Raw genomic sequence first — 24,393 nt, forward strand, 5'->3', positions numbered from 1 at the left:
ACACAACTAAAAACATAAAACAATGATGAAAGCATTTGAGAATTTCGAAGTATGGTTTGTAACCGGTGCACAGCTTCTTTACGGAGGTGATGCCGTGAAGCAAGTTGACGGGCATTCAAAGGAAATGGTTGACGGGCTCAATAACTCCGGTCTGCTTCCTATAAAGGTTATCTATGCAGGAACGGCCAATTCTTCTAATGAAGTTGCCGACGTTATGTCACGCGCCAACAACGACAAGAAGTGTATTGGTGTCATCACATGGATGCACACCTTCTCACCGGCCAAGATGTGGATAAAGGGTATGCAGATTCTACGCAAGCCATTGCTGCATCTGCACACGCAATACAATCGACAAATACCGTGGGAGACTATGGATATGGACTTTATGAACCTGAACCAGAGCGCGCATGGCGACCGCGAGTTCGGCCATATCCTTTCTCGTCTCCGCAAGAACCATAAGACGGTTGTTGGCCATTGGAAAGACGAGAAGACACAGAAACACATTGCCGTTTGGGAACGCGTATGTGCAGGCTGGGCCGACGCGCAAGACTGTCTGATACTCCGCTTCGGCGACCAGATGAACAACGTTGCCGTAACCGACGGTGACAAGGTTGCTTTCGAACAGATATTGGGCTACCACGTGGATTACTGCCCCTTCTCTGAAGTACTGTCTTATTTCGATAAGGTGAAAGACGCTGAGGTTGACGAACTGGTCAAGGTATATTTCCGTGACTATGCGCACGACGGAAGGCTTGAAGACCGGAACACCGAAGAATATAAAAAGGTATGGAACTCCGCAAAGGCTGAACTTACCCTACGGGCCATACTGAAGGCATACGGTGCAAAGGGCTTCACAACTAACTTCGACGACCTCGGCGACGTCAATGTAGAAGAGACGGGCCACGGCTTCGATCAAATTCCCGGTTTGGCTTCGCAGCGGTTGATGAGCGAAGGCATCGGCTTCGGGGCAGAAGGAGACTGGAAGTCGGCCGCCCTCTATCGCACCACATGGTTCATGAGTCAGGGCTTAGCGGGCGGAACCTCGTTCCTTGAGGATTACACCTTGAACTTCGACGGAGAGAATACTTCTATCCTTGAGGCCCACATGTTGGAAATCAACCCGGACATTGCCGAGGAAAAACCGCGCTTAGAAGTCCACTTCCTCGGCATCGGCTATCGCAAGAGCCCGACGGCCCGACTGGTTTTCACCAGCAAACAAGGTCATGGTATCACTGCAACGATTGTTGACATGGGCAACCGTTTCCGATTGATTGCAAACGACGTGAACCTCATCAAGTCTAAGCCTCTGCCGAAACTCCCCGTCGCCTCTGCCCTTTGGGTTCCCGAGCCATCGTTCGAAGTCGGTGTTGGCTGTTGGCTCAACGCCGGCGGAACGCATCACTCTTGCTTCAGCTTCGGACTCACTGACGAATACTGGCGCGACTTTGCCGAGATTGCCGATATCGAAGCCCTCATCATCAACAAGGAAACGAACTACGAGCAGTTCCGCAAGGAATTAAAGTTCAATGAGGTTTATTACATGTTGAACAAGGCACTTCACTAATACCATCATGGACGCAAAGAAGACAATCGAATCAGGGAAGGCCGTCCTCGGCATCGAGTTTGGCTCTACCCGCATTAAGGCTGTCCTTATTGACAGCGAGAACCGACCCATTGCACAGGGAAGTCACGAATGGGAGAACCGACTGGTCGACGGACTGTGGACCTATGACCTCGATGCCATTTGGAACGGACTGCAAGACTGCTATGCCGACCTGTGCAAGAACGTTAGGAAGGCCTACGACACGGAAGTCGAAAGGCTTTCGGCCATAGGCATAAGTGCCATGATGCATGGCTATATGGCCTTTGACGAGCATCAGAAGCTTCTGGTTCCCTTCCGCACTTGGCGTAACACCAACACGACTAAGGCCGCCGAAGCGTTATCGAAGTGCTTCGACTTCAACATTCCCCTGCGTTGGAGCATCTCCCACCTCTACCAATGCATGCTCGACAAAGAGGAGCACGTGAAAGACATCAAGTTCCTGACCACATTGGCTGGCTATATCCACTGGCAGCTAACGGGCAAGAATGTGCTCGGCATAGGCGACGCTTCGGGCATGCTGCCTATTCATTCGGAGACCAAGGACTACGACGCAACGATGGTTGAGAAGTTCGAACAGCTTGCCGAGCCTTTCCACTTCAGTTGGAGACTTCGCGACGTTTTGCCGAAGGTGCTGCTCGCCGGTGAAGCCGCCGGGCAATTAACCGAGAAGGGTGCGGCCCTGCTCGACCCTTCGGGACGCTTGAAACCGGGCTGTCCCTTCTGTCCGCCCGAAGGAGACGCCGGCACGGGCATGGTGGCAACCAATGCTGTCAGGCAACGCACCGGCAACGTGTCGGCCGGAACATCGTCGTTCTCCATGATTGTGCTGGAGAAGAGCCTCTCCAAGGCCTACGAGATGATAGACATGGTAACAACGCCCGACGGAAGCCCCGTGGCCATGGTGCATTGCAACAACTGCACGTCGGACCTCAATGCTTGGATCGGCCTCTTCAAGGAGTATCAGCAACTGCTCGGCGTTGAAGTAGACATGAACGAAGTGTTCGGCAAGCTCTACAACCATGCGCTCCGGGGCGACAAGGACTGCGGTGGGCTCATCGCCTACAATTACGTTTCGGGCGAACCCGTGACGGGATTGGCCGAAGGTAGGCCGCTGTTTGTTCGCTCGGCCGAGGACACGTTCAACTTGGCCAACTTCATGCGTGCCCAGCTCTTCGCGGCCGTGGCTGTACTGAAGATAGGCAACGACATTCTGTTCAACGAGGAGCGCATCAGCGTTGACCGCATCACCGGACATGGCGGACTGTTCAAGACCAAGGGCGTGGGGCAACGTATTCTCGCCGCTGCGCTCAACTCTCCCATCTCCGTCATGGAGACGGCGGGCGAAGGCGGGGCATGGGGCATCGCGTTGCTGGCCGGCTATCTCGTTGGCAACGAGGAACGGCTGTCGCTGGCAGACTATCTCGACCGTCACGTCTTCAGTGGAAACACCGGAACGGAGATAACGGCCACGCCGGAGGAGGTTAAGGGCTTCGCCGCTTACATTGCCAACTATACGAAAGGGCTGAACATTGAACAAGCAGCAGTCAAGTTCAAGTAGGATGTTAAAATTGGACAAACGTGTCCAGCGAATTGGACAAACGTGTCCAATGGATTGGACAAATGTGTCCAATGGATTGGACAAACGTGTCCAATGGGTTGGACAAACTTGTCCAATGAGTTATACAAACGTGTATAATAAGTTATACTAACGTGTATAGGAAGCATATCTAATTATAATCCAGAGGACGGATAAGGGTGAAAGCCTCGTCTGTTCATATTATCTTAAAAACCAATAACAAAATGAGAAAACAATTGATGACCTTTGTCGTGCCGGCGCTGGCGCTCGCTATGAACGTTTCGGCACAAGATGTAAAGATTACTATTCACGCGAACCAAGGTAGGGATAAAATCAATAAGGAAATCTACGGTCAGTTTGCTGAGCACTTGGGCTCGTGCATCTATGGCGGACTGTGGGTTGGGCCTGAGTCGAATATTCCGAATACCGATGGCTATCGGACTGACGTGCTTCAGGCCTTGAAAGCCTTGAAAGTGCCTGTGCTTCGATGGCCCGGTGGTTGCTTCGCCGACGAATACCATTGGATGGACGGTATCGGACCACGTGAACGGCGACCCAAAATGCAGAATAACAACTGGGGCGGAACCATCGAGGACAACTCGTTCGGTACGCATGAGTTCCTGAACCTTTGCGAACGCTTGGGGGCGGAACCTTATATCAGTGGCAATGTTGGTTCGGGAAGCGTGGAAGAGTTGGCCAAGTGGGTTGAATATATGACCAGCGACGGCGATACGCCCATGGCTAACCTGCGCAGAAAGAACGGACGTGAGAAGTCGTGGAATGTGAAGTATCTCGGTATCGGGAACGAGAGCTGGGGCTGTGGCGGCAATATGCGGCCCGAATATTACAGCGATCTGTTCCGTCGCTATGCCGTTTATTGTCGCAACTACGACAACCATCGGCTCTATAAGATTGCTTCGGGTGCCAGCGATTACGACTACAATTGGACGAAGGTGCTCATGGACAACGTCGGCAACCGCATGAACGGGCTTTCGCTCCACTACTACACCGTGACGGGCTGGAGTGGCAGTAAGGGTTCTGCTACGAAGTTCTCCAAGGACGATTATTATTGGACGCTGGGCAAATGCCTTGAGATTGAAGACGTCATCAAGAAGCACTGTGCCATCATGGACGGGAAAGACCCCGGGAAGAAGATAGGATTGCTTGTCGATGAATGGGGCACGTGGTGGGACGAAGAGCCCGGCACGACAAGAGGACATCTCTATCAGCAGAATACGATGCGCGATGCTTTTGTCGCAGCGTTGTCTCTGAATGTCTTTCATCGCCATGTAGATCGTGTGAAGATGGCCAATATTGCACAGATTGTCAATGTGCTTCAGAGTATGATTCTGACAGACACGAAAGGAACGGGACACATGGTGCTGACCCCGACGTATCATGTATTCCGCATGTATCAGCCATTTCAGGAAGCAATGGCTCTGCCTTTGGACGTGAAGTGCGACTCCATGAAGGTGAGGGATAACCGAACTATCCCGATGGTGTCGGCAAGTGCGGCTAAGACAAAAGACGGAGCCATTGTCGTTTCTTTGGCCAATGTGAGCCTTGACAAGGCACAAGAGGTTGAGTTCGCCATTGACGGCATGACCGCAAAAGCCATCAATGGAGAAGTCCTTGCGAGCAAAAACATCACGGATTATAACGACTTCGCACACCCCGAAACGGTTAAACCGGCAGTGTTTAAGGAGGCAAGCATCAAGAAAAACATAGTAAAGGTTAAAATCCCGGCCGCTTCTATTGTCGTTTTGAATATAAAGTAGTACATTTGTAAAAACAATCACACAAACATGAACGATATCAAAGTAATGAACCATGCGGCAGACAATATCCGCATCCTTGCTGCTGCCATGGTAGAGAAAGCGAACTCTGGTCATCCGGGTGGCGCTATGGGCGGTGCAGATTTCATCAACGTACTCTTCTCTGAATACCTTGTCTACGACCCTGCAGATCCAACATGGACCGGTCGCGACCGTTTCTTTCTCGATCCGGGACACATGAGTCCGATGCTCTATGCAGGCTTGGCGCTTCGTGGTTTCTTCTCGCTCGATGATCTTAAGGAGTTCAGGCAATGGGGCTCAGTAACTCCCGGGCATCCCGAACTTGACCTTGTACGCGGCATAGAGAACTCATCAGGTCCGCTTGGCCAAGGCCACGCAATGGCTGCCGGTGCAGCTGTGGCAGAGAAGTTCCTTGAGGCACGCTTAGGCAAAACGATGATGCAGCATAAGATTTACGCCTACATCAGTGATGGCGGTGTGCAAGAAGAGATTTCGCAAGGCGTAGGTCGCATCGCAGGCAATTTGGGACTGAATAACCTCATCATGTTCTACGACTCAAACGGCATTCAGCTTTCTACCGAGTGCAGTGTTGTTATGCACGAAGATACTGAAATGAAATACAAGGCTTGGGGCTGGAACGTTCTGAAGATTAACGGCAATGACGTTGCCGATATCCGCAAGGCTCTTGATACAGCACAGCAGGAACAGAACCGCCCTACCCTCATCATTGGCAAGACTATCATGGGTAAAGGAGCCTTGAAAGAAGATGGCACAAGTTATGAGTATAATATCAAGACCCATGGTGCACCACTCGGAGGCAATGCCTACGCTAACACCATCAAGAATCTGGGGGGTGACCCTGAGAATGCATTCCTTGTCTTTGATGATGTTAAAGACCTCTATGCAAAGCGTACAGAAGAATTAAAGAAAATAGTTGCTATACGTAAGGCTGCCGAGACCGATTGGCGTAAGGCTAATCCTGAGAAGGCAGCCCAAATGGAAGAATGGTTCAGTGGCAAGGCACCGAGAGTCGATTGGAGCAAAGTAACCCAAAAGGAAGGCATAGCTACACGTGCAGCCAGCGCAACCTGTTTGAGCGTACTGGCAGAAGAAGTGCCCAATATGATTTGTGCTTCTGCAGACCTCAGTAACTCTGATAAGACCGACGGCTTCCTCAAGAAGACCAAGAGTTTCGTGCGAGGCGACTTCAGCGGTGCTTTCTTCCAAGCCGGTGTGGCAGAGCTGACCATGGCCGACATGTGTATCGGTATGATGCTTCATGGCGGTGTCATTGCGGCAATGGGCACATTCTTCGTGTTCTCCGATTACATGAAGCCTGCCGTCCGCATGGCCGCATTGATGCAAGTGCCGGTGAAGTTCATTTGGACGCACGATGCGTTCCGGGTGGGCGAAGACGGACCGACGCATGAGCCTGTTGAACAGGAGGCACAGATCCGACTGATGGAGAAACTCAAGAACCATGCAGGCAAAGATAGCATACGCGTGTTCCGCCCTGCCGATGCAGACGAGACCACAGTTTGTTGGAAGCTCGCGATGGAGAACACCGAGACGCCGACTGCCCTTATCTTATCTCGGCAAGGCATTGCCAAACTGCCCGAAGGAAACGACTACGAGCAGGCGGACAAAGGAGCTTACATCGTTGCAGGCGCCGACGAGAGACCCGACGTTATCTTGGTAGCGAGCGGTTCCGAAGTGTCGACCTTGGTCTCGGGCTGCGAAGCCTTGCGCAAAGATGGTATCAAGGTGCGCGTCGTCAGTGCGCCTTCAGAAGGACTCTTCAGAACGCAAAGCAAGGCATATCAAGAGGCTGTGCTGCCCTACGACGTCAAGAAGTTCGGCATGACGGCCGGACTGCCCGTGACGCTCGAAGGCCTTGTCGGCATCGGACCGAACAGCAAGGTGTTCGGCATGCCGAGCTTCGGCTTCTCTGCCCCCTACAAGGTGCTCGACGAGAAGCTCGGCTACACGGGCGAGAACGTCTACCGGCAGGTGAAGGCCTTTCTTGCAGAATAGAGAACGATTATCGGGGAAAGGTCGGACGGCCTTTCCCTTTAACCTTTTAAATATATAAGCCTATGGAAGTTAAAACTGTTGGAATTGCCTGCGACCACGCAGGTTATCCGTTGAAACGATTTGTGCTCGAATACCTTGAGAAGAAAGGCTATGCGGTAAAAGACTTCGGCACATATAGCGACGAGAGCGTTGATTATCCGGAATTTGCCCACCCTTTGGCCGAGGCCGTCGAGCGCGGCGAGGTTTATCCCGGCATCGGCATTTGCGGTAGCGGCGAGGGCATGGCCATAACACTCAACAAACATCAAGGCGTGCGTGCCGGACTTGCATGGAACAAAGAGACGGCACAGCTCATTCGTCAGCACAACGACGCCAACATCATCGTCCTGCCGGGGCGCTTCATCGACAACAAAACGGCAGAGGCGATGCTTGATGAATTCTTCTCGGCAACCTTCGAAGGCGGGCGTCACGAGCGTCGCGTGAAGAAAATCCCATTGAAGTAAGCCCCCACCCTATATCAAAGGGGCATCGCGCAAACATTGCAAACAAGTAGGCTCGGCAACATCTTTTTGCCGGGCCTTTTTCCATGTCTTGAAGCATAAAGGGATTGTGAACACGAAAGCCTTCCTATAAGGAAGACGATACCTTTCCTTATAGGAAGACAAGACACTTCCTTATAGGAAGACGATACCTTTCCCAATAGGAAGACAAGAGGCTTCCCAATAGGAAGACCTAACAGTTCCCAATAGGAAGACCTAACAGTTCCCAATAGGAAGACCTAACAGTTCCCAATAGGAAGACAAGACCTTTCCCAATAGGTATACAATCCATTTCCTTATATAAGTCCAATAGGACTTTAAGTATAACTCCTAAAGGACTTTAAGTATAAGTTCAAGAGGACTTTAAGTATAAGTCCTATCGGACTCCTTATATAACTCCTACCCGACTCCTTATATAACTCCTATCCTACCCCTTATATAAGTCCTATTGCACCTCCAGTGGAAGTCCTATTGCACCTCCAGTGGAAGTCCTATTGCACCTCCAGTGGAAGTCCTGTCTGACCTCCAATGGGAGTCCTGTCCGACCAATAAGATGACGGGAACGAGGCCGATTATTATTGTCAAACGTCCATTGCCCTAAAAATAGAAAGGCCTGCAAACTGATTTGCAGGCCCTTCGTGATAGCGTATGTGGATAAGATTATGCAATAACCTCGCTCCAATCTTCTTTGCTCTTGCGCTGATAAGTCTGATAGCGCAGCTTGGCCATCTTCTCGGCCTCGGTGAACAACTCCTCTGCTTCATTAGGATAAGCCTTTGCCACAGAAGAATAACGCACCTCACCCATGAGGAACTCGCGGAAGTCGGCCCAGTTCGGCGCCTTGGAATCAAGCTGGAACGGGTTCTTTCCCTCGTCGGCCAAGCGCGGATCGTAACGCCACAGATGCCAATAACCGCAATCAACGGCCAGCTTCTCTTCGTTCTGGCTGCGACCCATGCTGCGCTTCATGTTCTTCGTGCCCTTGATACCGTGGTTGATACATGGCGCATAGGCAATGATCAACGATGGTCCGGGGTAAGCCTCGGCTTCGCGAATAGCCTTCAACGTCTGTGCATTGTCGGCACCCATGGCAATCTGTGCCACATATACGTAGCCGTAGGTGGTCTGCATCAGACCAAGGTCCTTCTTGCGAATGCGCTTACCTTGTGCTGCGAACTGTGCGATGGCACCGAGCGGTGTTGATTTGGAACTCTGACCACCAGTGTTGGAGTAAACCTCGGTGTCGAGCACGAGGATATTCACGTCTTCACCCGTAGAGAGCACGTGGTCGAGACCGCCGTAACCAATATCGTAAGAGGCGCCGTCGCCACCGATAATCCACTGGCTGCGCTTAACGAGGTAGTGGTCGAGGGTCTGGAGCTCTTTGCAGATTGGGCAACCGGCTTTTGCCCCTTCTTCAATGAGTGGTTTCAATGCTGCAGCTGCAACCTTGGACGCGTCGGCATCATCTTTGCCGTCTATCCAGTTCTGTGCGGCTTCCTTGAATGCAGCCGAAACCGTATCGTCGGCTATCAGTTGTGTCAGCAGAACAACGATGCGTTCTTTCATCTTCTTATTGCCCATGGCCATACCGAGACCGAACTCACAGAAGTCCTCGAACAACGAATTGTCGAAAGCCGGACCCTGTCCCTTGTCGTTGGTCGTATAGGGCGTAGAAGGAATGGACGCCGAGTAGATGGACGAACAACCCGTTGCATTGGATATCATCTCACGGTCGCCGTAGAGTTGGGAAATCAACTTCACGTAGGGCGTCTCGCCACAACCCGAACATGCACCCGAGAACTCGAACAAAGGCTGGGCAAACTGGCTGTTCTTCGGACTTTGTTTGATGTCGACAAGGTCTTGCTTCGAAGTAACTTCCTTTACCATGTAGTCCCAGTTCTTCATCTCCTTCACCATGTCGGGCGCATCAACATTGAACGGAACCATGACGAGCGCCTTCTCGCCCTTCTTGCCCGGGCAAACGTCGGCACAGTTGCCGCAACCGAGACAGTCGAGCACGTCGACCTGAATGCGGAATTGCATGCCTTTGAGTTGCTTCGGAGCAAGGATATCCATGGTTGTGCCGTCAAATCCGGCTTTTTCTTTCTCATCTAATACGAACGGGCGGATTGTTGCATGAGGACAACTGTAGGCACACTTGTTGCACTGGATACAGTTCTCCGAATTCCATACGGGAACGAATGCTGCAACACCACGCTTCTCGTAAGCGGCCGAACCATTCTTCCATGTGCCGTCTACGGTATCATACTTGACAAAGTCGGAAACCTTGAGCAAATCTCCGTTTTGAGCATTTATCGGACGAACGATTTCCTTGATGAAAGCAGGAGCATCATCGTTGTCATTGCTCTCAACAGAGAGGTTAGCCCATGCCGGATCGATAGCCAACTCCTTGTATTCACCGCCACGGTCAACGGCAGCATAGTTCTTGTCGACGATGTCTTGTCCTTTCTTGCCGTATGATTTCACAATGAAAGCTTTCATCTGTTCAACGGCAAGTTCTGTCGGTATGACTTGCGTGATGCGGAAGAATGCTGATTGAAGAATGGTATTGGTACGGTTGCCAAGGCCTATCTCCTGTGCAATCTTTGTAGCATTGATGTAATAAACCTTGATATCGTTCTTTGCAAAGTAAGCCTTCACCTTATTCGGAATGAAGTTTACGAGCTCTTCGCCATCGAAAATCGTATTCAACAGGAAGGTACCGTTCTTCCGAAGACCTCGTGTCACATCATACATGTGGAGGTAAGCCTGCACATGGCATGCCACAAAGTTAGGTGTATTCACCTGATAAGCAGAGTGAATGGGGCTATCACCGAAGCGAAGATGCGAACATGTGAAGCCACCAGACTTCTTGGAGTCGTAGCTGAAGTAAGCCTGACAATACTTGCTTGTATTGTTACCGATAATCTGCACCGAGTTCTTGTTTGCTCCCACGGTACCGTCGGCACCAAGTCCGTAGAACTTAGCCTCATAAAGGCCTTCGCCGCCCATCGGAATTTCCTCTACCTCGGGCAAGGAAGTGAAAGTTACGTCATCAACAATACCAACCGTGAAGTGGTTCTTTGGCTCTGGCATTTCAAGGTTGTTGAATACGGAGATGATTTTGGCCGGTGTCGTATCAGAAGAGCCAAGACCGTAACGACCACCAACAATAACCGGCTTGCGTGGATCGTCATAAAGTGCACTCTTAACATCAAGATACAAGGGCTCACCTTCTGCTCCCGGTTCTTTCGTACGATCAAGAACTGCAATACGTTTTACTGTAGCAGGGATGGCTTCGCGGATAGCTTCGACAGAGAACGGACGATACAAATGGACCGCAACCATACCAACTTTCTTGCCTTGCTTAACAAGATAGTCGATAGCCTCGCGAGCCGGCTCTGTGGCAGAACCCATCAAGACAATGATGTTCTCTGCATCTTTTGCACCATAATAGTTGAACAAGTGATACTCACGACCAGTAATCTTGGAAATCTCACCCAAATACCTCTCTACGATAGCTGGAATACGATCATAGTATTGATTGGAAGCTTCACGATGTGTAAAGAAAGTCTCTGGATTCTCTGCCGTACCACGAGTTACAGGACGCTCTGGAGTAAGCGCACGATCACGGAACTTCTTAATAAATTCAGGATTTACAAGGGGTCGAATGTCTTCCATGCTCATCTCTTCAATCTTATGATACTCATGAGAAGTACGGAAACCATCGAAGAAGTTGATGAATGGAACCGAGGATTCTAACGTCGCCAAATGCGGAACTGCAGAAAGATCCATCACTTCCTGAACCGAACCGGAGCAGAACATGGCAAAGCCTGTCTGACGACAAGCCATCACATCCTGATGATCACCGAAGATACAAAGAGAATGCGATGCCAATGTGCGGGCTGAAACGTTGAATACGCAAGGAAGTAATTCACCGGCAATCTTATACATATTGGGAATCATCAACAACAACCCCTGCGAAGCTGTGTATGTAGAAGTTAGTGCTCCGGCCTGAAGCGAACCGTGCACAGCACCGGCTGCGCCGGCCTCAGACTCCATTTCTTGAATTGAGACAGTCTGCCCAAACAGATTCTTGCGGCCTTTGGCGGCCCATTCATCTACATGCTCTGCCATCGGAGATGACGGAGTAATAGGGTAAATAGCAGCAACCTCAGTAAACATATAGCTTACATGAGCGGCAGCAGTGTTACCATCACAAGTGATAAACTTTTTTTCTTTAGCCATTTTATGATTGATAAAATATTAATAAATGTTTTTGTATATAATTTGTATGATTTGTTTTCCTTATTATATATCGTCAGTACAAGAAACCTAAAAGCCAAAGCGGAATGCGGTTGTCCTTTCCGACTTCAGTATGGTAACGTGCATAGATGATATCCGGGTTATAACGTAACTTATAATCGCTTTGCGAATCGGTTATCTTGAATTTCTTAATGCCGTCAACCATAAAGCAATGGTCTCTTGATGCTTGATTAACCTTGTGGTCTTTCCAAAGCGAATTGACAAAGAACGTTTCCATAAGTTCCTGCTCATTCGCTTGAATAGGATAAATTGCATACATCAAATTAGAGTTATGCATCATCACTTTACCGGGCTTTTTGGGGAATTCCTGCCCCATAGGATAAATGATATTGATAAGTCTTGCATCGGCAAGATACTTGATATAATTCATCACCGTGGCACGACTGGTTTGTATTTCTTGCGCCAAGTTACTGATATTAGGTGCCTTCGGCCCTTCAACTGCAAGTAAATAAAAAAGCTTTTTGATTTTAGTCAGGTACTTCAAATCAATTTGTTTGATGAGCAGAATATCCACCTCTGTCATCATATTCATTGTCTTAAGCAAATTTTCTGAGAAGTTTCTATGTTCTAAAAAGAAGGGATAAAAGCCATGATGAATATAATCAAGAAAGTATTTTCGGGGACTAATCGTTGGAAGAATATCTTTGACGATATGCTCATGATATCGCAATATATCGTCTAAGGCATAAGGTTGGAAGTTACTTCCTGTCATGAGGTTGATATACTCACGGAAAGAAAACCCACGCAAGTTGTAGCTCTTAACGATGTTGTTCAATTCGGGATTCTCTTCCTTCAGTCGCATGACGCTACTTCCGGTGAATACAATCTTCAAATCACGATAAGTGTCATAGCATTTACGGAGCTCTCTGCTCCAATTATGCTGTTTGAACACCTGATCTATGAGTAAAACCTTTCCCCCATTATTCACAAATTCTCCTGCAAACTCAGCAATTCCTTTTCCTTGGAAATAGAAATTGTTCATGTTGACATACAGACACTGCCGGTCTTGTGCCCCAAACTTCTCTTTGGCATACTGCAGAAGAAATGTCGTCTTTCCCACACCGCGCGTCCCTTTAATGCCAATCATACGGTCGTTCCAGTCAATCTCATCCATGAGCGTACGACGAACGGGCACGTTTGTATGTTCGACAAGATAAGCATGTGTACGAAAGAAAGCTTCCATATATTATATTGAGTTCCGGCTTTGTTTATCTAAATACCCTGCAAAGATAATACTTATTTCCAAATTTGCAAACTGTAGATTGCAAAAAGTTTGAGTTTTTTCATCTTTTAGCATTGAACGGGTGTATAATATCAGTTATATTGCGTGGTAATATGGCTCATTTCAGCGTGTAATATCAGCCACTTTAGCGTGCAAAATGGGTCATATTGTACGGTATAATGGCTGATATTGAAATGCAAGGCGTAAGTGATTGATTAAAACAACATGTTTCTTAAAACATAAAAAAGAGACTGACGCGCATCACTGCGTACCAGTCTCCAAAAATTAGAGAGTTATAAAAAAATCAAGTCTTAAGGTAAAAAATTATATGTAATATGCTTTTTTACTTGCTGCCAATGTATTCTTCATCAACGAACAGATGGTCATCGGCCCCACCCCACCGGGAACGGGTGTTATGAACGAGCATTTGGGAGCCACTTCGTCAAACTTGACGTCGCCGTTTAAGCGGAAACCACTCTTGCGTGTGGCATCGGGGACACGCGTCGTGCCCACGTCAATAATCACCGCATCGCTCTTTACCATGTCTTCCGTGACGAAATCAGGGTGTCCGATGGCAGCAATGATGATATCTGCCTCGCGACATTCTTTCTTCAAATCTTTTGAATGACTGTGACACACCGTCACCGTGGCATCACCGAAGTTCTTTTGCATCATCAGCTGTGCCATGGGCTTTCCTACAATATTGCTGCGTCCGAGCACGACACACTTCTTCCCACTCGTCTCAATATGGTAATGCTGCAGCAAAGTAATGATGCCCAAAGGGGTGGCAGAGATGAAGCAAGGTAGTCCGATAGCCATTCGACCTACATTTATGGGGTGGAAGCCGTCCACGTCCTTGCGATAATCAATTGCCATAATCACCTTCTGCTCGTCGATATGTTGCGGCAAAGGCAATTGAACGATAAAGCCGTCTACGTCTGTATCCTTGTTCAAGCGGTCTACACATGCGAGAAGTTCTTTCTCCGTCACATCATTTTCAAAACGAATAAGAGTCGATTTAAATCCGCATTGCTCACAAGCAATAACCTTATTTCTCACGTAGGTTTCAGATCCTCCATCATGCCCCACCAATATGGCAGCCAAATGGGGTTGCTTACCTCCGGCAGAAAGAATCTTATCGACCTCTTCTGCGATATCTGCCTTGATAGCTGTTGCCGTTGCTTTCCCGTCGATTAATTGCATAGCTGTTCGTTTTAGCGTTTCGGCATACCCGGAATATTCATTCCTTTCATGCGACTCATCATGCCAGCCATTTGGTTGCCGGTGATCGTCTTCATCATCTTACGGGTCTGGTCGAACTGCTTAATAAGCTTGTTCACCTCTTGAATGTTCGTTCCCGAACCCTTTGCAATACGCTGCCTACGGCTGGTGTTCAGTATTTCGGGACTCGTTCGCTCCTTGGGCGTCATACTCTTGATGATGGCCTCAATGCCTTTGAAAGCATTGTCGTCGATATCCACGTCCTTGATGGCCTTGCCAACACCCGGAATCATGCTTGCCAAGTCTTTTAGGTTACCCATCTTCTTGATTTGTTCAATCTGACCGAGGAAGTCGTTGAAGTCGAACTTGTTCTTTTGTATCTTCTTTTGCAGCCGCTTGGCCTCTTCTTCATCGAACTGTTCTTGGGCACGTTCAACAAGCGAAACGATATCGCCCATACCCAAGATACGGTCGGCCATACGCGCAGGGTGGAACACATCGATAGCTTCCATCTTTTCGCCCGTCCCAACAAACTTGATTGGCTTGGTAACCACAGTGCGAATGGAAAGCGCTGCACCTCCACGAGTATCACCATCAAGTTTTGTTAATACCACTCCATCAAAGTCCAAACGGTCATTAAATTCCTTTGCTGTATTCACGGCATCTTGACCGGTCATGGAATCAACAACAAAGAGAGTTTCATCCGGATGGAGAGAATTTTTCAAGTTAGAGATTTCTGTCATCATCTCTTCGTCTACTGCCAAACGACCAGCAGTATCGACAATAACAACATCATATCCTTTGGCCTTTGCCTCACGCACGGCACCCTCGGCAATCGCAACAACATCTTTGCTGTCAGGCTCCGAATAGACAGGCACGCCTATCTGTTCGCCCACCACTTTCAGCTGTGCGATAGCAGCAGGACGATAAACATCGCACGCCACCAACAACGGTTTTCTATTCTTTTTGTTCTTGAGCAGGTTGGCCAGCTTGCCACTAAAGGTCGTCTTACCCGAACCTTGCAGACCGCTCATCAATATCACAGCCGGCCGACCCTCCAACTTCAACTCGGCGGTGTCGCCACCCATCAGGTCAGCCAATTCATCATGCACCACCTTCACCAACAACTGACCAGGCTTCACAGCCGTGAGCACGTTCATGCCCATAGCCTTTTGCTTCACGCTGTCCGTAAATGTCTTGGCCACTTTGAAATTAACGTCGGCATCAAGCAATGCCCTACGCACATCTTTCAGTGTCTCGGCAACGTTAATCTCGGTGATTTGGCCTTCACCTTTCAATATCTTGAATGATCGTTCTAACCTATCGCTTAAGTTTTCAAACATAAATACTCTCTTTTGTTCTTTATAATCCTCTCTTGGTGTCAATAACGTCTTTGATTATTAACATCGCAAAATTACATAATTACTGACAAAAAGGCCGTGCCACGATTTATAATTTATAGAATATTAATAGATCGCCCCCAGCCTCTGAGGCTTCAGATGTAAAATTAATTAACAAGAAACGCTATCCGAGGTCTCGAATGTAAAATTAATTAACAGAAAGTGCGATCCGAGGCCTCGGATGTAAAATTAATTAACGGGAAACGCTATCCGAGGCCTCGGATGGAAGAAAAAGAAAGATTAAACTGTTTTCCGAGGGCTCGGATGATAAAAAATGTAAAAAGGAACTGTCGTCCGACGCCGTAGAACCATCGGGAGGGTTCTTTTACCCCGAGCTGCGCTCTACTATCGTGAGGGTGGCATTGCCGTCCTTTGTCTTACTTGTAATAAAAGGTCGTCTGAAGGCGTACCATCGTGAGGATTTGATTGCCGCCCTTGTCGACTATCAAGTTCATCTCTGATACGCTACGAGTTTTTTATCTTTCAACTAGGGCGATCGAAAATCTCTTTTAATCTCCGAACCACCTGCCGTCAGCCTCCTTTGGGGCGTTCGTGTATGCTGTTCCTGATGCCCGCCTCATGCCTGCACTGGAGGCCGTTCATCTTATAGGCAGTTTGCGGCAAGAACGTCCGCTTCTAACATGGAGATCAACTCTTGCTATCACCCATTAAGAATTGGGCTTCTGTCTTGAATGTTTAGAAAAAATATAAAGAATCCTTTGCCATGGAAGATAAAAAAAGTCGGTTGTCTTTGCTGGAAAGACAACCGAACTCGGTTATGTTTTCTGTTCAGAGGATTACTCCGCAAAAGAAGACTTTATCCTCTATTTCGCCGTCTTACATCATGCCACCCATACCCGGTTGTGGAGTTGGCATAGCTGCCGACTGCGGTTCAGGTTTGTCGGTGATAAGGCACTCTGTTGTCAAGAAGAGACCTGCGATAGACGCGGCGTTCTCAAGTGCGACACGTGCCACCTTAGCAGGGTCGATGATACCCGCTTTGCGCAAATCCTCGTATTTATCGGCACGAGCATTATAACCGAAATCACCTTTGCCCTCTAAGACTTTATTAACAACTACCGAGCCTTCACCACCGGCATTGGTAACAATCTGGCGCAACGGTTCTTCTATGGCGCGCTCAACTATCTTCATTCCGGTCTCTTCATCGGCGTTATCGCCCTTGAGTCCCTTCAAAGCTTCCAGCGCACGAATATAGGTGATACCACCACCGGCAACAACACCTTCTTCCATAGCAGCACGAGTAGCACACAAAGCATCATCAACACGGTCTTTCTTTTCTTTCATTTCAACCTCGGAGTTGGCCCCGACATAGAGGACGGCCACGCCACCGGCCAACTTGGCCAAGCGCTCCTGTAGTTTCTCTTTGTCATAAGAACTCTTCGTGTTTGCAATCTCATTCTTGATTTGAGCCACACGCTCTTTGATATTCTCTTTGGCACCTGCACCATCGACAATCGTTGTGTTATCCTTGGAAACTGTTACCTTCTTGGCCGAACCACACATCTCAAGCGTTGCCTGTTCAAGCTTCAAGCCCTTGTCTTCACTGATGACTACGCCACCGGTCAGTACAGCAATGTCTTCCAACATCGCTTTACGACGGTCGCCAAAACCCGGAGCCTTAACCGCACAAATCTTCAAACCGCCGCGCAGACGATTGACAACCAACGTTGTGAGTGCCTCTGAATCAACGTCCTCGGCAATCACCAATAATGGGCGACCGCTATCTGCTGCAGGCTGAAGGATTGGCAAGAAGTCTTTGAGGTTGCTAATCTTTTTGTCGTAAATCAGAATGTATGGGTTATCCATCACGCATTCCATTTTATCGGCATCCGTTACAAAATAGCCGCTAAGATAGCCACGATCGAATTGCATACCCTCTACAACACCGATGTTGGTGTCGCGGGTCTTGCTCTCTTCAATCGTGATGACACCATCCTTGGATACCTTGCGCATCGCGTCGGCAAGCAACTTTCCGATTTCAGGATCGTTGTTAGCAGACACCGTTGCAACCTGTTCTATCTTATCGTAATTGTCACCTACCAACTCTGCATGTGCATTAATATAGTCAACAACAGCCTTGACAGCCTTGTCGATACCGCGCTTCAAGTCCATAGGATTAGCACCTGCGGTAACATTCTTCAAGCCTTCGTTAACAATAGCCTGCGTCAGGATGGTTGCTGTTGTCGTACCATCACCGGCGTCATCGCCCGTTTTGCTAGCAACACTCTTCACAAGTTGTGCACCCGTGTTCTCGAAATGATCTTCCAATTCTACCTCCTTAGCAACGGTCACACCGTCCTTTGTGATTTGAGGAGCACCAAATTTCTTCTCGATAACGACATTACGGCCTTTAGGACCGAGCGTCACTTTTACTGCATCTGCCAACTGATCCACACCTCTCTTCAAGAGCTCGCGTGCATCTACATCATATTTAATAACTTTAGCCATAATCTTTTGTTTCTTTGAAAATTGAATATTGAACTTTGAATTTTATAATCCGATGATTAGCCTACAACGGCCAAGACATCGCTTTGACGCATAATCAGATATTTCTCACCCTCATATTCGAGTTCGGTTCCGGCATATTTGCCATAGAGAACGACGTCATTCTCTTTCAGAACCATTACTTCGTCCTTTGTCCCCTGCCCGACAGCGATGACTTTGCCACGCTGTGGTTTCTCTTTTGCTGTGTCGGGAATAATGATTCCGCCTACTTTCTCTTCAGCCGGTGCAGGAAGCACCAGCACTCTGTCTGCTAATGGTTTAATGTTCATAATGATTATATGTTAAAAATCTGTTTATAATTCACCCACTTTTATGCCAAAAACATGCCAACCAACACATTTGACAACTTTGACAGTAGGCTTATGTCACTTTTGGCAGATGCTTTTACGGATAATCTCAGCCATCTTGGCTGCTCCTTCGGCCGTAGGATGAATACCGTCGGCCTGCATCAGTTTACCATAAGGGGCAAATGCAGTATGAAGGTCGATGATCTTACAACGGCGTTTGCGTGCTACCTTGCGAATAATCGGTATGATGGCGTTCGCAATCACGGAGTCGTTGATGTTCCATGTGGGTTTAAAGGCCGGGATTGGTGTTGCCAAATAAATCACCGGACGGGCTGGAAGCGACTGCAACGTATCAACCATGGCCAGCAAATCGCGCTCAAAATCCGCACCGTACTGCCAATTCTCAGGTTTACTGTCATTCGTGCCGAGTTTCAAAACGACGACGTTCGGGTTGAAGGCCTGCGCATCTCGCCATGCAAGCTCTTTGACATAAGGATAGTCTCCACGGGTGAGTAGCGTGCGTGCACTGACACCGAAGTTCCTCACATTATAGCCGTTGCCGAGCAATTTATGCAACACGGCCGGATAGCCCTCCATCTCCGACATGTCAATACCGGATCCATCGGTGATGCTGTTGCCGATACAAGCCACGCGGATTGCCTGCGGAGACACAGATTTATGCTTTTCAAGCCATGTCGATAAGTCATCAAGCAACTGCTGGTGATAGGGAAACGACGACGAGTAGCCGAACCCATGTCCGCCATGCGGATAAACGTAGAGCGCACAGTTATTGCGCTTGCGCCGCATGGCCGAGTAGTAGGCCACACCGTTTGCAAGGGGCGTGATGACTTTGTCGTCATTGGCAAGGAAGATGGCCGCCTCGGGCGTAAGGTGAGACCGCACTTGCCGGTCGGTAGAATAGGCTTCTATCGCGGCCTTATCCTCTACTTTGTCCCCAAAAAACGCGCCGGCCGACTGCGAATAAGCGGCCTTTCGGTCGAGCGAAATGACGGGATAGAACAGCAAAGAGAAGTTAGGACGCGCATCGAAAGCGGCCCGCGTGGAAACGACCGAAGCCAGATGTCCACCCGCTGAGAAACCCATAATGCCCACATCGTAAGGATTGATATGCCACGAAAGCGCACTGTCGCGCACCATTCTTATGGTCTTTTCGGCATCGTCGACGGGCAAGGAAGGGTTGCCATGCGGCATACGGTATTTCAAAACAAAAAAGGCAATGCCCCGCTGATTGAAAAAGGGTGCCCAGTCATGTCCCTCTTTATTGATGGCCAAATGTGTGTAACCGCCCCCCGGCAGTACCACAACGGCCCGGCCCGACGGCTGCTCGGGGAGATAAACGGTAAGAGTAGACGCTGCGTCGGCAGTGAGTGGAATTACCATGCCCTGCTTGGGTTGCTGTGCTTTCAAAGGCAAAACAGCCAGCAACAAGGCCAGTCGTAAAAAATGTTTTCCTATGATTTTCATTATTAGTGTAATTAAAATGTCAGCCACAAAGGTAAGCTTTTTATTTAAAATGAGAGAGAAATGGTGGAGAAATGTTACCAGAGAATATACTCTATCGCACATTTTGTCATTGCCTCACAATAAGTAAACGTTCAAAATTAAACCGTTTTATCCTATACGTCAGTTCGGGATAAGAATATTCAGACGGAAACCTCGAAGAGGTGACGGAACGAAGCAAAAGTTGTTTCCGCTGGTCCGTCACCCCTTCGGAATTCCCGTCGACATATTTTTTAACGTTTGACTGCCAGAGTACGGTACCCCTATACTTTTCTTAACGTTTAACTGCCAGAGTACGACACTCTTATACTTTTATTGACAGTTAACTCTCGGCGTGTGGCACTTCTATACTTTTCTTAACGTTTTACTGTCAGAGTGTGGCACTCCTATACTTTTCTTAACGTTTTACTGTCAGAGTGCGGCACTCCTATACTTTCCTTAACGTTTAATTGTCAGAGTGCGGCACTCCTATGCATCTTTTGCCTTTTTAACCCCTATCGGGGCTCCCGCTGATATTGTATTTTACCCCCTTGGCTTCCGGTGGAGGTTCCGCTACGTATTTTTTTGTTTCTCGAAGTCTCGGCGGAGGCACCGAGACTCTTTTTTGATTTTTTCCCTCATTGTGATTTATCCCGAACTCGCGTATCTTATATATAGCCGCCTCTCCTTTGAATTAGATATTCTTCAATCAGCCCGGGCAAACTTCAGGAAACAAAAAAACAGTTCCGGAATCACTTCCAAAACTGTTATATTTTGTGATTTGAAATTTCATTTTTGAGTGACGACTCACTCGGGTGCTATCCTTTGATATGTGAAATCTTATTTTAAGCTAACACCTTTCCGAATCACAATCTTTAAACCTAATAACTAAAAACCTAAACAATCTATTAACCTTTTGTGTTTGCAAAGGTAAGGAGGTTTCGAATAACTTCCAAACATTGGTGTGCTTTTAATAGAATTTCAACTATTTTCTTGATTTACGTCAACTCATAACGTCTGTTCAACCCGAAAGTTTCAAAACATTTAGCTGTCTCGTTCCGGTCATTAGCATAGACAAGGCCCAAAACTAACCTTTTTCACTGCTTACTGTTCTGGGCAATATTGAACAATGTGCCTGTCGGGCAGACGAACCGGCAGTAAGGGCGGGCTATAAAGAATGACAAAAACACCACAACCACACCCAAAATCAGCACGACGACAGATGCACTTTGCAGAATAAAAGCCGAGAATACCTCGTAGTCCATCCACTCAAACCCCACACCTAACAACATCAACATCATGAGCACGGCCCATAAAATCTCGCGGAAACGGCTCAACATCTTTGCTGTTTCAGCCTTCATTTTCCATTTCCGACGCTTGTTGGTTCTGCCAGCCAACTCCTGAAGCGAGCCGCAAGGACAGATGTTGAGACAGTAATATCCTTTCTTTCCAAACAAGGGATAAACAAACGCCGTTATCAGCATGACGACCGGAATGAGCGACACCCATAGATTGATGCCGTCGGAGAGGTAGCCTACCATCAAGGAATAGGAGATAAATGTGCCGCACCAAAAGCCGAGAACAATCACATTCAATATCAATTGCAGGGTGCGATAGGTTCTGCTGCGGTAGAAAAGCGGAACGATTGCGCCCAGTAAGACGACAATCAGGCCGAAAACCGTCTTGACATTTAAGTCTATTTTCTCGAAGAAACGCTTTTCACGTGCGTTCTTGGCGGCATATTGCAAACCACGCTCCACATTACCTATGATACCACGTGAAGAAAACGTCGCCCCACTGATGGCATCGACTTTCAACTGTTGGGCTTCTACAATCGATTTACCATTCCATACCGTCAGCAACTTACTCGCCTCACTGAAGAAGTCGGGGGTCTCGTTGTTCTTCAGTGCCTTTATTTTCTGCACCTTTCCGTCTTTGATATAAATCTCCAAAGGGACGGTGCCGCCATATCCTGCGATGTCTTTGGCAAGTGGAGTGGTATTGATGACCATTGCACCGTCTGCACTGCGGTACATTGTATCCACAACGACCACTTTCTTGGCAGAATCATCAGCCGCCATGCGCATCTTATACCCAAAGACCTTACCATCGCGCATCACGGCAACTGTTGTCATCGCCACGAAACACACAGCGAGTGTCAGCAGTTGCTGCAGCTTTTTATTCTTTATTTCCATCATCTGTCTACGTTGAAAGTCGTAAAATTACAAATAAAATGTGTTTTTTTCAGTCACCCCCTACGCTGTTTTAATAAATATTAGTACCTTTGTCATATGAACGAAATAAGAATAAAAAGAGTTTATCAAGCCATCGATGAGCTTGATGGTTACCGCATTTTGACAGACAGATTGTGGCCGAGAGGAATTGCTAAAGACAAGGCTGATATTGATCTTTGGGCTAAATTCATCGCGCCAACGGTCAGTCTGCGCCAGTGGTTTGGTCATAAACCGGAGAACTTCCCACTATTCACGGAACGTTACACGGAAGAACTTGAGAAGAACCCAGAAGCTAAAAAGTTTATTGAACTGTGCGAAACGCAACTGAAGAAAGGAAATGTTACCTTATTATATGGTGCCAAAGACGAAACGCACAATCATGCGGTCGTGCTAAGGGCCTTTATCAACCGCCATCTAAGCACAGAATAATGCAATGAGCATGGGGATGCTCATCTCAAGCATCAAACCATGGAACACAGCAACAGGAATAACACGTTTGTCGCCTGTAGCATTGAGAATGGAAGGCAGACACACGTCCATAGAACTGATGCCTGCCGTCGAGATTGCAGCCAAACCGCCTCCCTTATGCGCGATATAACGGCACCCGAACAGGGACAGAAGCTCACGAGCAATATTTGCGAGCAAGGCGATTGTGGCCAACTGCGTCGCCTCCGTAGCACCAACGGTAATTGTTTTCATTTGGGCAATAAGCACAGAAGACAACGAATAATAACCAAAGCCACTGCCAATGGCCATGATATCAGACAAGTGATGATTACTGAAAATTAAAAAGGCAAGAGCAGTGAACAATAATGTTCCCACAATGGTACATGCCGGCAGCAAAAACATCTTGAGATTGATGGAACGCAACATCGTTCCTAAGTCATGCATAGCCCCTACTCCGATCCCAACTTGAATGATCAGGGCAGAAAGTACAATCATTGGCAAAGATGTATTGTGCAACCACGCCGGAGATATTCCCGATATACCGATGCCTATACCGCCAACCAATGCCAGCAACAGTGACAAGTTATGCTTCATCTTTGCTCTTCTTCCTTTTTAGTGATATAATGATTAAACAGACAACCGGCTCCAAAGCTCCCCAACATGCCAAGGACGGCAATGACAAGTGCCTGCCAACCGAAATAAGCAATATTCTTTATTAAATCATGATTGGAACCAATCGTAACGCCAAATACAAAAAGTAATAGCAAAATCGTATAGTGTGCCGTTTGGTCTACCCTGTGAATACCACGTATGTTTCGCAGTACATAGCCGATTCCTACGCCTAATAATAGCAGAAAAAGTATCTTAAACATCTCTGTTTCACCTGTTGATTGAGTTGCAAAAGTATGAAAACATCGTGAATTCACAAGGACATATTTATGCAATTTATAATCAAAAATCAAATTACTTGACTTGAATCAAGAGATAAGTTGGTCCAACAAGATTTGCAACATCAACCATATCATCTTGCAATATAACCCATTTCACTTCCTAACATGGGCCATATTAGCGTGCAAAGTGGCTGAGATTACTTGGCAGAATGGTTACTTTGGCATCTCCTGCAAGGCAGATATGCAAACAAAGAATTGTTGACTACATTATTAGGTAAGGCATTAAAGATATGACATAAAAGCTATCACGAACGAAAATAACGACAAATATATTTGGTTTAATGATTTTTTTATCCTATCTTTGCAAACGAAAAAAATGGTACCTTGGCCGATCGGTTAGGTAACGGTCTGCAAAACCGTGTAGAGCAGTTCGACTCTGCTAGGTACCTCCACACAACACTTTAACTGCTTTTATTCTTTCGACTCATCAAGACTTGGTCAAATAAAAGCAAAATCGTAATTAAGTTTAGCAATATAGCCTATTTTAGCGCGTAATATCAGCCACTTTAGCGTGCGAAATGGGCCATATTGCGCGGTAAAATGGGTGAGATTGAAAGGCAAGGTTAAGTTGTTGATTTTCGGTTTGAATGCATGTAGGAACACACGGTCGTATTGATGTGTAAAACGATTGATGGGATAATCCGCTCAAATGTATGTAGGAATGTGTGGTTCGTGCATCTTTACATCTTCATCGTGGCCGTATTGATGCATAAAACAGTTGAGATGACG

General features: G+C 47.7%; 16 protein-coding genes and 1 tRNA gene. 7 read left to right on the forward strand and 10 right to left on the reverse strand.

All coding sequences use genetic code 11. From position 1 onward, the window contains the following. The first annotated feature begins 22 nt into the window (after positions 1 to 22). From araA to rpiB, 5 genes are all read left to right on the forward strand, one after another. Complete coding sequence (gene araA / locus H164_RS0103495; protein ID WP_019967335.1) at positions 23 to 1,564, forward strand: L-arabinose isomerase; 1,542 nt, start codon at positions 23 to 25, stop codon at positions 1,562 to 1,564. A 7-nt stretch (positions 1,565 to 1,571) separates the two neighbouring features. Further along, on the forward strand, positions 1,572 to 3,161 hold the full coding sequence (locus tag H164_RS0103500) for a xylulokinase (protein ID WP_019967336.1): 1,590 nt from the start codon (positions 1,572 to 1,574) through the stop codon (positions 3,159 to 3,161). A 242-nt stretch (positions 3,162 to 3,403) separates the two neighbouring features. Beyond that, a complete protein-coding gene (locus H164_RS0103505; protein WP_025830221.1) occupies positions 3,404 to 4,957 on the forward strand; it encodes an alpha-N-arabinofuranosidase in 1,554 nt (517 codons plus the stop codon). 27 nt (positions 4,958 to 4,984) lie between these two features. Beyond that, positions 4,985 to 7,009, forward strand: coding sequence for a transketolase family protein (locus H164_RS0103510; RefSeq protein WP_019967338.1), 2,025 nt, complete (start codon positions 4,985 to 4,987; stop codon positions 7,007 to 7,009). A gap of 62 nt (positions 7,010 to 7,071) precedes the next feature. Further along, entirely contained in the window at positions 7,072 to 7,512 is a 441-nt protein-coding gene (rpiB, locus tag H164_RS0103515; RefSeq protein WP_008564184.1) for a ribose 5-phosphate isomerase B, read from the forward strand. Positions 7,513 to 8,208: 696 nt separating this feature from the next. On the opposite strand, the gene nifJ is transcribed toward rpiB, so the two are convergent. The 8 genes from nifJ to H164_RS0103555 form a co-directional block, all read right to left on the reverse strand. Continuing rightward, entirely contained in the window at positions 8,209 to 11,799 is a 3,591-nt protein-coding gene (gene nifJ / locus H164_RS0103520; RefSeq protein WP_026356220.1) for a pyruvate:ferredoxin (flavodoxin) oxidoreductase, read from the reverse strand. Positions 11,800 to 11,872: 73 nt separating this feature from the next. Further along, positions 11,873 to 13,060: an ATP-binding protein gene (locus H164_RS0103525; protein WP_008566644.1), complete on the reverse strand. Its 1,188-nt coding sequence runs from the start codon at positions 13,058 to 13,060 to the stop codon at positions 11,873 to 11,875. A 363-nt stretch (positions 13,061 to 13,423) separates the two neighbouring features. Next, positions 13,424 to 14,302 (reverse strand): bifunctional methylenetetrahydrofolate dehydrogenase/methenyltetrahydrofolate cyclohydrolase FolD, encoded by an 879-nt coding sequence (folD, locus tag H164_RS0103530; RefSeq protein WP_019967340.1) that lies wholly within the window; start codon positions 14,300 to 14,302, stop codon positions 13,424 to 13,426. Between the two features lie 11 nt (positions 14,303 to 14,313). Further along, entirely contained in the window at positions 14,314 to 15,663 is a 1,350-nt protein-coding gene (gene ffh, locus H164_RS0103535) for a signal recognition particle protein (protein WP_025830220.1), read from the reverse strand. A gap of 894 nt (positions 15,664 to 16,557) precedes the next feature. Continuing rightward, positions 16,558 to 18,189 carry a chaperonin GroEL gene (gene groL / locus H164_RS0103540; protein ID WP_019967342.1) on the reverse strand — a complete coding sequence of 544 codons (1,632 nt, stop codon included), beginning with the start codon at positions 18,187 to 18,189 and terminating at the stop codon, positions 16,558 to 16,560. Between the two features lie 56 nt (positions 18,190 to 18,245). After that, positions 18,246 to 18,515: a co-chaperone GroES gene (locus tag H164_RS0103545; protein ID WP_019967343.1), complete on the reverse strand. Its 270-nt coding sequence runs from the start codon at positions 18,513 to 18,515 to the stop codon at positions 18,246 to 18,248. 96 nt (positions 18,516 to 18,611) lie between these two features. Then, positions 18,612 to 20,018, reverse strand: a complete 1,407-nt coding sequence (axeA1, locus tag H164_RS0103550) for an acetylxylan esterase AxeA1 (protein ID WP_019967344.1) — start codon at positions 20,016 to 20,018, stop codon at positions 18,612 to 18,614. 1,112 nt (positions 20,019 to 21,130) lie between these two features. Further along, entirely contained in the window at positions 21,131 to 22,228 is a 1,098-nt protein-coding gene (locus tag H164_RS0103555) for an FMN-binding protein (protein WP_036873057.1), read from the reverse strand. Between the two features lie 96 nt (positions 22,229 to 22,324). Here H164_RS0103555 and H164_RS0103560 point away from each other — a divergent pair, with 96 nt between their 5' ends. After that, a complete protein-coding gene (locus H164_RS0103560) occupies positions 22,325 to 22,696 on the forward strand; it encodes a DUF488 domain-containing protein (protein ID WP_008566637.1) in 372 nt (123 codons plus the stop codon). Here the strand turns inward: H164_RS0103560 and H164_RS0103565 are convergent. Together H164_RS0103565 and H164_RS0103570 are read right to left on the reverse strand one after the other, a co-directional pair. After that, positions 22,682 to 23,308, reverse strand: a complete 627-nt coding sequence (locus H164_RS0103565) for a lysine exporter LysO family protein (RefSeq protein WP_025830214.1) — start codon at positions 23,306 to 23,308, stop codon at positions 22,682 to 22,684. The genes H164_RS0103560 and H164_RS0103565 overlap by 15 nt on opposite strands. Further along, positions 23,305 to 23,586, reverse strand: a complete 282-nt coding sequence (locus H164_RS0103570) for a LysO family transporter (RefSeq protein ID WP_019967347.1) — start codon at positions 23,584 to 23,586, stop codon at positions 23,305 to 23,307. The genes H164_RS0103565 and H164_RS0103570 overlap by 4 nt, the downstream gene beginning before the upstream one ends. 396 nt (positions 23,587 to 23,982) lie before the next feature. Here H164_RS0103570 and H164_RS0103575 point away from each other — a divergent pair. Beyond that, a tRNA-Cys gene (locus tag H164_RS0103575) sits at positions 23,983 to 24,056 on the forward strand. Positions 24,057 to 24,393: the final 337 nt, after the last annotated feature.

The sequence above is a fragment of the Segatella maculosa DSM 19339 = JCM 15638 genome (assembly GCF_000382385.1).
Classification (GTDB): Bacteria; Bacteroidota; Bacteroidia; order Bacteroidales; family Bacteroidaceae; genus Prevotella; species Prevotella maculosa.